9 protein-coding genes are annotated in these 11,745 nt (G+C 73.1%); 8 read left to right on the forward strand and 1 reads right to left on the reverse strand.

Annotation, left to right across the window (positions count from 1 at the left end; genetic code table 11):
- Positions 1-153 precede the first annotated feature (153 nt).
- Positions 154-1,176 carry a Gfo/Idh/MocA family protein gene (locus BZY54_RS16225; RefSeq protein ID WP_086725907.1) on the reverse strand — a complete coding sequence of 341 codons (1,023 nt, stop codon included), beginning with the start codon at positions 1,174-1,176 and terminating at the stop codon, positions 154-156.
- A 117-nt stretch (positions 1,177-1,293) separates the two neighbouring features.
- On the opposite strand from BZY54_RS16225, the gene BZY54_RS16230 reads away from it, so the two are divergent.
- The 8 genes from BZY54_RS16230 to BZY54_RS16265 all read left to right on the forward strand — a co-directional run.
- Entirely contained in the window at positions 1,294-2,043 is a 750-nt protein-coding gene (locus tag BZY54_RS16230) for a GntR family transcriptional regulator (protein WP_086725908.1), read from the forward strand.
- 392 nt (positions 2,044-2,435) lie between these two features.
- On the forward strand, positions 2,436-3,440 hold the full coding sequence (locus BZY54_RS16235; protein ID WP_086725909.1) for a sugar ABC transporter substrate-binding protein: 1,005 nt from the start codon (positions 2,436-2,438) through the stop codon (positions 3,438-3,440).
- An 8-nt stretch (positions 3,441-3,448) separates the two neighbouring features.
- Complete coding sequence (locus BZY54_RS16240) at positions 3,449-4,477, forward strand: ABC transporter permease (protein ID WP_425276284.1); 1,029 nt, start codon at positions 3,449-3,451, stop codon at positions 4,475-4,477.
- Positions 4,474-5,271, forward strand: a complete 798-nt coding sequence (locus BZY54_RS16245) for an ATP-binding cassette domain-containing protein (RefSeq protein WP_086725911.1) — start codon at positions 4,474-4,476, stop codon at positions 5,269-5,271. Before BZY54_RS16240 ends, BZY54_RS16245 begins: the two co-directional genes overlap by 4 nt.
- A gap of 117 nt (positions 5,272-5,388) precedes the next feature.
- Positions 5,389-6,537: an ROK family glucokinase gene (locus tag BZY54_RS16250; protein WP_086725912.1), complete on the forward strand. Its 1,149-nt coding sequence runs from the start codon at positions 5,389-5,391 to the stop codon at positions 6,535-6,537.
- Complete coding sequence (locus tag BZY54_RS16255) at positions 6,534-7,118, forward strand: sugar kinase (protein WP_086725913.1); 585 nt, start codon at positions 6,534-6,536, stop codon at positions 7,116-7,118. The genes BZY54_RS16250 and BZY54_RS16255 overlap by 4 nt, the downstream gene beginning before the upstream one ends.
- A 110-nt stretch (positions 7,119-7,228) precedes the next feature.
- Positions 7,229-10,090: a DEAD/DEAH box helicase gene (locus BZY54_RS16260; protein ID WP_086725914.1), complete on the forward strand. Its 2,862-nt coding sequence runs from the start codon at positions 7,229-7,231 to the stop codon at positions 10,088-10,090.
- A partial coding sequence (locus tag BZY54_RS16265) for an SWIM zinc finger family protein (protein WP_086725915.1) occupies positions 10,090-11,745 on the forward strand: 1,656 nt, incomplete at its 3' end. The genes BZY54_RS16260 and BZY54_RS16265, both read left to right, overlap by 1 nt.

Consider the following 11,745-nt stretch of genomic DNA (forward strand, 5'->3'; position numbering starts at 1 on the left):
CGTCCGCTGGATGCCCGTGAGAGGCCGGATGGCGTGGCGGGGGATGCCGGCGGGGCCGGACGCCGCGTCCGCGGATGCCGGTGAGACCGGACGACATCGGCCCGGGCTCTGCCGTACGGCGGCTACCCGGCCCCGAGTTCCTGCGTACGGCGGTTACCCGGCCCCGGCCCGGGCTGCTCCGGCGATCTCCGCGAGGCCGACCGCGCGATGCTCGCGGCGGGACAGTTCGCAGGCCTCGGCGATGCGCAGGGCCTGGAGGGCCTCGCGTCCGTCGCACGGGTTGGGCCGCTCCCCGAGCACCACCTGCACGAAGGCGCACAGCTCGGCCTCGTAGGCCGGAGCGAAGCGCTCCAGGAATCCGGTCCACGGCTTGTCCGCGGCCGGCGGCCCGGTCGGCTCGGTGGACGCGATGGGCGTACGGTCGTCCAGGCCGACCACGATCTGGTCCAGCTCCCCGGCGAGCTCCATGCGGACGTCGTAGCCCGCGCCGTTCAGCCGGGTCGCCGTGGCCGTGGCGAGGGTGCCGTCGTCGAGCGTGAGCACCGCCGCGCCGGTGTCGACGTCGCCCGTCTGACGGAAGATCGCCGGACCGGCGTCGGACCCGGCCGCGTACACGTCGACGACCTCACGCCCCGTCACCCAGCGCAGGATGTCGAAGTCGTGGATCAGCGTGTCCCGGAACAGCCCGCCGGACAGCGGCAGCCAATCCGCCGGCGGCGGTGCCTGGTCCGAGGTCAGCGCGCGGACGGTGTGCAGCCGGCCGAGCCGCCCCGAGCGCACCGCCTCTCGGGCGCCGGCGTACCCCGCGTCGAAGCGGCGCTGGAAACCCATCTGCAAGATCGTTCCGGCCGCCTCCACCTCGGCCAGGGCGTGCAGCGTGCCCGGCAGGTCCAGCGCGATCGGCTTCTCGCAGAACACCGGGAGACCCGAGCGCGCCGCCCGGCCGATCAGTTCGGCGTGCGCCGAGGTCGCGGTGGTGATCACCACGGCGTCCACGCCCCACCTGAAGATCTCGTCCACTCCAGGCGCCGCCGTCTCACCCAGCCGGTGGGCCAGCTCCTGAGCCCGCGCCGGATCGGCGTCCGTGAGGATCAGTGAGCCGACGTCGCGATGACGGCTGAGCGTGTTCGCATGGATGGTGCCGATGCGGCCCGTACCGATGACCCCGATGCGCATGGAAACAAAGTGGGGGCGGACCCCGGTACCTGTCAATCCTCATGTCCGGACAACCGGACTACACGACTTCCCGTCAACCGGCCACGGAGCTACGCTCGGCCCGTGCCGAAACCAGATGTGGACCCCACCGTCTCGCTCGACCTCAGTGTGGACCGGAGCTCTCCGGTGCCGTTGTACTTCCAGCTGTCGCAGCAGCTGGAGGCGGCGATCGAGCACGGCGCGCTCACCCCCGGCAGCCTGCTGGGCAACGAGATCGAGCTCGCCGCGCGGCTCGGCCTGTCCCGTCCCACCGTCCGCCAGGCCATCCAGTCGCTCGTCGACAAGGGCCTGCTGGTGCGCCGCCGCGGTGTCGGCACCCAGGTCGTGCACAGCCAGGTCAAGCGCCCGCTGGAGCTGAGCAGCCTCTACGACGACCTGGAGGCGGCCGGCCAGCGGCCCGCGACCACGGTCCTGGTCAACACGGTCGTCCCGGCCTCCGCCGAGGTCGCCGCCGCCCTCGGGGTGGCCGAGGACGGCGAGGTGCATCGCATCGAGCGGCTGCGGCTCGCGCACGGCGAGCCGATGGCCCACCTCGTCAACTGCCTGCCTCTCGGCCTGCTCGACCTGGACACCGGGCAGCTGGAGGCCACCGGCCTGTACCGGCTGATGCGTTCCGCCGGGATCACCCTCCACAGCGCCCGCCAGTCCATCGGCGCCCGCGCTGCCACCCGCGAGGAGGCCGAGCGACTGGGCGAGGAGGAGGGCGCCCCCCTGCTCACCATGCAGCGCACCACGTTCGACGACACCGGCCGCGCCGTCGAGTTCGGCACGCACACCTACCGGCCGTCCCGCTACTCCTTCGAGTTCCAGCTGCTCGTACGGTCCTGACGCGCTTTCGGCTCCTCCTGTGCGCCTGAAGAGTGCACCTGCCCGGACCTGAGCGTCCGGCGACGAGGCTTCCCGCCCATATCCGAGCGGCCCGGTGACGAGGGCTTCCGCCCATCTGAGTGGCTCGGTGACAAGGCCTGCCCATATCCGAGCGGCCCGGCGACCAGCGCTCCCGCCCATACCCGAGCGGGCCGCCGTCCGGCCGGCCGAGCCGCCCCCGAGCGCATGCCTTCGTCGGAATGTCCGGACAATGTGACCCCGCTGCGGTACCTCCTGGTCCCCCCGGCCGTCCACCCCGCCGTGCCCGTGTTCGATAATGGGATGTTCGGGGCTGATGGGACTGCCATCAGCCCCGCGCGTACGTTCGAACACGGCAAGAAGGGCAAGGCCTCGTGGCACGGTTTCCAACCTGGGTAGGCATCGCGCTGGCAGGGGCACTGTCGCTGTCCCTCGCGGGATGCAGCAGCACCGGCGGCAAACGGGCGGAGGACGCCCGCAAGGCCGCGGCGGCCCAGGGCAGGGCCGCGGTGAACACTCCCCGCTGGACCTTTGCGATGATCACCCACTCCGGTGACGGCGACACCTTCTGGGACATCGTGCAGAGCGGTGCCAAGCAGGCCGCCGTCAAGGACAACATCAACTTCCTGTACTCGCACGACGACGAGGCCCAGCAGCAGGCGCAACTCGTGGACGCGGCCGTGGACAAGAAGGTCGACGGCATCATCGTCACGCTGGCCAAGCCCGACGCGCTGAAGGCGGCCGTCGCCCGCGCCGAGAAGGCCGGCATCCCGGTCATCACGGTGAACTCGGGGTCCGCGGAGTCCAAGGCGTTCGGCGCGCTCACGCACGTGGGCCAGGACGAGACCGTCGCCGGCGAGGCCGTCGGGGACGAGCTGAACAGGCGCGGCAGGAAGAAGGCGCTGTGCGTCCTGCACGAGCAGGGCAACGTCGGCCACGAGCAGCGGTGCGCCGGTGTGGCGAAGACGTTCTCCGGCCAGATGGAGAACCTCTACGTCAACGGCACCAACATGCCGGACGTGCAGTCGGCGATCGAGGCCAAGCTCCAGGCCGACAAGTCCGTCGACGCGGTCGTCACGCTCGGCGCCCCGTACGCGGACACCGCCGTGAAGGCGCGGACGGACGCGGGCAGCAAGGCCGAGATCGACACCTTCGACCTCAACGCCAAGGTCGCCGCCGAACTCAAGGACGGCACGCTCGGCTTCGCCGTCGACCAGCAGCCGTACCTCCAGGGCTACCAGGCCGTCGACCTGCTGTGGCTCTACAAGTACAACGGCGACGTCCTCGGCGGCGGCAAGCCGGTCCTCACCGGTCCGCAGATCGTCACCAAGGACCAGGCCGCCGCGCTGGAGGAGTACGCGAATCGGGGCACCCGATGAGCGCGACCATGGAACGAACGGCTGACGAAAGGATTCTGCAGAGCTCCCCGCTGCGGAAGCTGCTCTCCCGCCCCGAGCTGGGCTCGGTCGTCGGCGCACTGGCGGTCTTCCTCTTCTTCGCCTTCGTCGCCGACGGCTTCCTGCACGCCTCCAGCCTCAGCACCGTCCTGTACGCGTCCTCGACGATCGGCATCATGGCGGTCCCGGTCGCGCTGCTGATGATCGGCGGCGAGTTCGACCTGTCCGCGGGCGTGATGGTGACCTCCTCCGCGCTGATCTCGTCGATGTTCAGTTACCAGATGACGGCGAACACCTGGGTCGGCGTGGGCGTCTCGCTCCTGGTGACCCTCGCCGTCGGCGCCTTCAACGGCTTCATGCTCACCCGCACCAAACTGCCCAGCTTCATCATCACGCTGGGCACCTTCCTGATGCTGACCGGCATGAACCTGGGCTTCACCAAGCTGATCGACGGCACGGTCTCCACCAAGACCATCGCCGACATGCAGGGCTTCCCGAGCGCGCACGCCGTCTTCGCCTCGACCCTGAGCGTCGGCGGCGTCGACTTCAAGGTCACCATCCTGTGGTGGCTGGGCCTCGTCGCCCTCGCCTCCTGGATCCTGCTGCGCACCCGCGCCGGCAACTGGATCTTCGCGGTCGGCGGCAACCAGGACGCGGCCCGCGCGGTCGGCGTGCCGGTCACCGCGACCAAGATCGGCCTGTACATGGGCGTCGCCCTCGGCGCCTGGATCTCCGGCCAGCACCTGCTGTTCTCCTTCGACGCGGTGCAGTCCGGCGAGGGCGTCGGCAACGAGCTGATCTACATCATCGCCGCCGTCATCGGCGGCTGCCTGATCACCGGCGGCTACGGCAGCGCGGTCGGATCGGCGGTCGGCGCGCTCCTGTTCGGCATGACCAGCAAGGGCATCGTCTTCGCCGAGTGGAACCCCGACTGGTTCAAGTTCTTCCTCGGAGCGATGCTGCTCCTCGCGACCCTGCTGAACGCCTGGGTCCGCAAGCGCGCGGAGGCGACGACATGACCGAGACCACCGAGCGCACGCCGCTGATCGAGCTGACCGACGTCAGCAAGCACTACGGCACGGTCCGCGCCCTGGAGGGCGTCTTTCTGGAGGTCCACGCCGGGGAGATCACCTGCGTCCTCGGCGACAACGGCGCCGGCAAGTCCACGCTGATCAAGACGATCGCCGGCCTGCACCAGCACGACGGCGGCACGGTGCGCATCGAGGGGGAGGAGACCCGCCTCGCCTCCCCGCGCGACGCCCTGGACCGCGGTATCGCCACGGTCTACCAGGACCTGGCGGTCGTTCCCCTGATGCCGGTCTGGCGCAACTTCTTCCTCGGCTCCGAGCCGCGCAAGGGCGTGGGCCCGTTCAAGCGGCTCGACATCGACCTCATGCGCCGCACCACTCGCGAGGCGCTGCTCCGCATGGGCATCGACCTCCGGGACGTCGACCAGCCCATCGGCACCCTCTCCGGCGGCGAACGCCAGTGCGTGGCGATCGCGCGGGCGGTCCACTTCGGTGCGAAGGTGCTGATCCTGGACGAGCCGACGGCCGCGCTCGGCGTGAAGCAGTCCGGCGTGGTCCTGAAGTACGTGGCGGCGGCCCGGGACCAGGGCCTCGGTGTTGTTCTCATCACGCACAACCCGCACCACGCGTATCTCGTGGGGGACCGCTTCGTGCTGCTGAAGAGGGGCACGATGGTGGGCAGTCACACACGTGACGAGATCACCCTGGAGGAGCTGACCCGTCAGATGGCGGGCGGCAGCGAGCTCGACGACCTGCGCCACGAGCTCGAGAAGAGCACTCCCTGAAGGGCGCCGGGGGCCGCTCGGCGGGGCTCCACGCGCGCGCGTGCGGCACGTACGGGGCACCGTCCCACCGGTGCCCCGTACGGCACCCTTACCGGCGGTGCGGCAGAATCGGGGCCGATGAGCACCTACCGCGACTTCACCGCCCCCATCGGCTCCCGCCGCGCCCCCGTGCTGCGCACGGTCGGCAGCCGGGAGCGCCGCTCCCACCTGACCGCACCCCGGGTGCCGACGGTCGGGATCGACATCGGCGGCACCAAGGTGATGGCGGGCGTCGTCGACGCTGACGGCAACATCCTGGAGAGGCTGCGCACGGAGACCCCGGACAAGTCCAAGAGCCCGAAGGTCGTCGAGGACACCATCGTCGAGCTCGTCCTGGACCTCTCCGACCGGCACGACGTGCACGCGGTCGGCATCGGCGCGGCCGGCTGGGTCGACGCCGACCGCAACCGCGTGCTGTTCGCACCCCACCTGTCCTGGCGCAACGAGCCGTTGCGCGACCGACTCTCCGAACGCCTGTCGGTGCCGGTCCTGGTCGACAACGACGCCAACGCCGCCGCCTGGGCCGAGTGGCGCTTCGGAGCGGGCCGCGGCGAGGACCACCTCGTCATGATCACGCTGGGCACCGGCATCGGCGGCGCGATCCTGGAGGACGGCCAGGTCAAGCGGGGCAAGTACGGCGTCGCCGGTGAGTTCGGGCACATGCAGGTCGTGCCCGGCGGCCACCGCTGCCCGTGCGGCAACCGCGGCTGCTGGGAGCAGTACAGTTCCGGCAACGCCCTGGTGCGCGAGGCGCGCGAACTGGCCGCGGCCGACTCCCCGGTGGCCTACGGGATCATCGAGCACGTCAAGGGCTCCATCTCCGACATCACCGGCCCGATGATCACCGAGCTGGCCCGCGAGGGCGACGCCATGTGCATCGAGCTCCTCGAGGACATCGGCCAGTGGCTCGGCGTCGGCATCGCCAACCTGGCCGCCGCCCTCGACCCGTCCTGCTTCGTCATCGGCGGCGGTGTCTCCGCGGCCGACGACCTGCTGATCGGCCCCGCGCGGGACGCCTTCAAGCGCCATCTCACCGGCCGCGGCTACCGGCCCGAGGCCCGCATCACCCGCGCCCAGCTCGGCCCCGAGGCCGGCATGGTCGGCGCCGCCGACCTCGCCCGGCTCGTCGCGCGCCGCTTCCGGCGCGCCAAGCGGCGCCGGGTCGAGCGCTACGAGCGCTACGAGCGGTACGCCGAGGCCCGGCGCGCGGCCCGGGAGGCGCTGTGACGATGTCGCTGCCACGTCAGGCGGCGCCCCCGGACGGACCGCCGCACCGCCCGGCCGAGGACCGCCGGCACCGCAACCGCCGCCGGGCCCTCACCCTGCTGATCATCGTGCTGCTGATCGGCGTACCGGCCGGCTACCTGGTGATCTCCGCCAACCAGAGCCGCGACAGCGGCAAGGACAAGGAGGCCAAGTACTCGGCGACCGGGCTCACCCCGACCTACCCGGCCAAGGTGCAGCGCCGTCTCTACCAGGTGCCGATACCGCACCCGGCCGACCGGGTCGCCTCCTACGAGACGAACAACTGGAAGACCAGCCGTCTCTACGTCCAGTTCCGGACCACCGAAGCCGGCCTCGAGACCTACCTCGACGCCATGGGCGTCAACCGGAGCGACCTCAAGAAGGGCGCCATCACCATCAGCGCCCGTGACCGGAAGATCAGCGGCTGGACGTTCGCGGGCCCCGGCCCCTGGTGGGGCCTGAGCCACAGCCAGAAGAACCCCGCCCCCACGCAGGACGTCGTGGTGAACCTCTCCAACCCGGTTCTCCCGATGGTCTACGTCGTCTCCCGCACCGTTCCCTGACGCCGGGCCCCGGCAACCCCCCCGCCGCCGTCGCCGGAGCCGATTGTCAGACCCCGCCCGTAGAGTCGAAGACGACTGACTCGACCGGTGAGCGGGAGGTGACAGGACGTATGAGCGACATGGCCGTGGCCGAGACGGCCGGTGCGGCGGACGCGGTGTCCGTGCGGCTGGCCGCCGTCTTCCTGCCCGCGCCCCTCCCGCGCGAGGGCCGCATCGCCTTCTGGGACCCGGCCGGCGAGGTGTGGCACTCAGAGCCGACGCCCGACGCCCCGCCCACGCACACGGAGCTCACGGTCGTACGACCGCATGGGGCGGGCGTCCGCCGCAGGACGGCACCCGCGCTGTCCCTGCCGATCGAGGCGGCCCTTCCCCACCTCGTGCGCGCCCGGCGCGACCCCGCGGCCCACCCCGCCACCGCCTGCTGGGGAGCGGCCGCCCTGCACGCGCTGCGGCTCACCGCCCGCGGACGGATGCTGCCCGGCCTGACGGCCACCGGACACGACGCCTGGCGCGCGGGCCCCCTCGACCCGGACGACATCGCGCAGCTGCGCGCGATCGCCGCCTCCCTGCCGTACGAGGGCCACGCGGTGCCGCTGCCCGGCACCGGACCGCTCCGGCTGCCCGAACCCGAGGCACTGCTGCGCGCCTTCCTCGACGCCGTCGCCGACACCCTGCCCCGGACCCCCGCCGCACCCCACACCTCCGGCAGGCCCTTCGCCGACCGCCGGCCACAGCACCTGCCGGCCGCCCAGGACTGGGCGGCCGAGGTCGCCGCGGGCATGGACGCCGGCGTGCGGATCTCGCTGCGCCTGGACCTGTCGGCGTACGACCTCTTCGACGGCGACGCAGGCGACGACGGAGTAGCGCGCCGGGCGGGCGCGGCGATCGTCCAGGTGCACAGCCTCGCCGACCCGACCCTCGTCGCCGACGCGGCGGCTCTGTGGGCGGGCGAGGCCGACGCGGCCTTCGGCCCCCGCGCGCGGGTGGACGCCGCCCTCGCCGTGCGGCGCGCGGCCCGCGTCTGGCCCCCGCTGGACCGGCTCTGCGAGCAGGAGGTGCCCGACGTCCTCGCCCTGTCCGAGGACGAGGTGAGCGAGCTCCTCGGCGTGGCCGCGACACGGCTCGCGACGGCCGGGGTCGCCGTGCACTGGCCCCGCGACCTGGCCCAGGACCTCACCGCCACCGCCGTGGTGCGGCCCGCGCCGGGCTCCGCGACCGACGGCACCGGCTTCTTCGAGAGCGAGCAACTGCTGCGCTTCTCCTGGCAGCTCGCGCTCGGCGGCGACCCGCTCACCGAGTCGGAGATGGACGCGCTCGCCGAGGCCCACCGCCCGGTCGTACGGCTGCGGGACAGCTGGGTGCTCGTCGACCCGGCCCTCGTCCGCAAGGCCCGCAGACGCGACCTGGGTCTGCTCGACCCGGTCGACGCGCTCTCCGTCGCCCTCACCGGCGCCGCGGAGGTCGACGGAGAGACGGTCGAGGCGGTACCGGTGGGCGCGCTGGCGGCTCTGCGGGACCGCATCACGGCCGGGGTACGGCCCGCCGAACCGCCACCCGGCCTCGACGCCACCCTGCGCGACTACCAGCTGCGCGGCCTGGCCTGGCTCGACCTCATGACCTCCCTCGGCCTCGGCGGCTGCCTCGCCGACGACATGGGCCTCGGCAAGACCATCACCGTCATCGCCCTGCATCTGAAGCGGGCGCACCGTGCACCCACCCTGGTGGTCTGCCCGGCCTCCCTGCTCGGCAACTGGCAGCGGGAGATCACCCGGTTCGCGCCCGGCGTCCCGGTCCGCCGCTTCCACGGCCCGGACCGCACCCTGGACGGCCTCGACGGCGGCTTCGTGCTCACCACGTACGGCACCATGCGGTCGACGGCGCCCCAACTGGCCGAGCAGGCGTGGGGCATGGTCGTCGCGGACGAGGCACAGCACGTCAAGAACCCGTACTCGGCGACCGCGAAGGCCCTGCGCACGATCCCGTCCCCCGCGCGCGTGGCCCTCACCGGCACACCCGTGGAGAACAACCTCTCCGAACTGTGGGCCCTCCTCGACTGGACCACCCCCGGACTCCTCGGCCCGCTGAAGTCCTTCCGCGCCCGGCACGCGCGCGCGGTGGAGAACGGCGAGGACCTGGAGGCGGTCGGGCGGCTGGCCCGCCTGGTACGCCCCTTCCTGCTGCGCCGCAGGAAGTCCGACCCCGGCATCGTCCCCGAGCTGCCGCCCAAGACGGAGACGGACCACCCGGTCCCGCTCACCCGCGAACAGGCCGCGCTGTACGAGGCGGTGGTGCGCGAGTCGATGGCCGCCATCGGCACCTCCGACGGCATCGCACGCCGGGGCCTGGTGCTCAAGCTGCTGACCTCGCTCAAGCAGATCTGCGACCACCCGGCGCTGTATCTGAAGGAGGAGCACCCCCGAGGGGGCGGCGACCGCCTGGCCGCCCGTTCGGGCAAGCTCGCCCTGCTGGACGAGCTGCTCGACACCCTGCTCACCGAGGACGGCTCGGCCCTGGTGTTCACCCAGTACGTCGGCATGGCCCGCCTGATCACCACCCATCTCGCCGCCCGCGCGGTCCCCGTCGACCTCCTCCACGGCGGTACGCCGGTCCCGGAGCGCGAGCGCATCGTCGACCGCTTCCAGGAGGGCGCGACCCCGGTCCTCGTCCTGTCCCTGAAGGCGGCCGGAACGGGCCTGAACCTCACCCGCGCGGGGCATGTCGTCCACTTCGACCGCTGGTGGAACCCGGCCGTCGAGGAGCAGGCCACCGACCGCGCCTACCGCATCGGCCAGACCCAGCCCGTCCAGGTCCACCGCCTCATCACCGAGGGCACCGTCGAGGACCGCATCGCCGAGATGCTCGCCGCCAAGCGCGCCCTGGCCGACGCGATCCTCGGCACCGGCGAGTCGGCCCTGACCGAACTGACCGACCGCGAGCTGTCCGACCTGGTGTCGTTGCGGAGGGAGGGCTGATGGACGCCCGACCCGCCGACGCGGCACGCCGGGCCCTGCGGGAGGCCAGGCAGCAGCAGGCGCCACATACGGAGAGCCCCGCCGCCCCACGAAGGCCAGAGCCCCGAGAGGCCCCCGGGCCGGAAGAACCGACCACCGACACGGACCGGCCGGCTGACCTGGCCCGCGAGGCTCTGCGCGGCGCGGTCTCCGCCCGGCGCGGCGCCGGTTCCCCGTCCGGCGGCTCCCGGGACACGCCGCCGAAGGCCACCGGCGACACCACCGACGTGCCGCCCCGTCAACACCCGGAGCACCCCGACGAGCCACCGGGCGCCGCCGCGCCCACAGGCGGTGACCCCAGCGCCTCATCCCGGCCCGCTGGGTCGCGCCCCGCCGACGCGGCACGCGAGGCACTGCGCGCCGCCCTGGCGCGCCGCGACGCGGACGCTGAACCGACGCGTGCGGAGCCGACGCGCACGGACACCACATCGGCCGAAGGCGTGCCCGCGAGCCGAGCGGGCCGGAGCGTTCCGGGAGGCGGCCGCGCAGGTGCGGGTGCCCGTGAGGTGCGGGAGTTGCTCGCCGGCGCGTTCCGGATGCCCCGCTCGACAGCGACCGGGTCCGGCCAGGAACTCGGTGACAACCACGTGCGGGAACAGGGGAGTCGGGACCTCCGGGAGGCCCCGGCCCCCCGCTCCGCCACTCGCGCGACCGACCCCTCGGCACATGTCTCGCCGGACATCGAGGTGCACGGCCACCACGGCCCCGCACCCGAACCCCCCGCCCCATCGGACCCCTCCGACTCTTCCCAGGACCACCCGAGGCCTCCCGCCGGACCCGCGCCCCCTGCCGAACCCGGCACGTCCGCCGAAGCCGCCGCCTCTGCCGGCGCCGGCACGCCCGCGGGCTCGGGCACCCCCGACAGCCTCACCGGACCCCGCGCACCCGGCGCACCCCGTGCCGCTCCCCCCACCATGGCCTCGCCGCGGCGGGACGGCGACGCGCGGCGGACCTTTCCCGCGTTCCCCGCCCGGACGCCGGGGGAGTCCGGTTTCGCCGAGACGTGGTGGGGCGACGCGTGGATCAACGCGCTGGAGAAGGGCGCACTGGACGCGGCGCGGCTGGCCCGGGGGCGGGGTTACGCGGAGAAGGGGCACGTGGACGCCATCACCGTGACGCCGGGCCTCGTCCTGGCGTACGTGCAGGGGAGCCGTCCACGCCCGTACCGGGTCCAGGTGCGGCTGCGGACGCTGGACGACGCCGACTGGGACCGCTTTCTGGACGCCGCCGCCGAACGTCCCGGGCACATCGCCGCGCTCCTCGACAAGGAGATGCCCCAGTCCCTCGCCGACTGCGGCGTCCCGCTGCTCCCCGGCCCCGGCGACCTCGAACCGCACTGCAGTTGCCCCGACCGCGGCCACCCCTGCAAACACGCGGCGGCCCTGTGCTACCAGACCGCGCGACTGCTGGACGCCGACCCCTTCGTCCTGCTGCTGCTCCGCGGCCGAGGCGAGCGCGAGCTGCTGGACGCCCTCTCCCGGCTGAGCGCCACACGCTCGGCGCGCGCCGCGCGCGAGCGGGCACCGGAGCCGTTGCCCGGGGTGCGCGCCAGTGACGTCGTCGCGCCGCGCCGACTGCCGCCCCTGCCCGCCCCGCTGCCGCCTGCCGCCTGCCGC

This window comes from Streptomyces carpinensis (assembly GCF_002154505.1).
GTDB lineage: Bacteria > Actinomycetota > Actinomycetes > Streptomycetales > Streptomycetaceae > Streptomyces > Streptomyces carpinensis.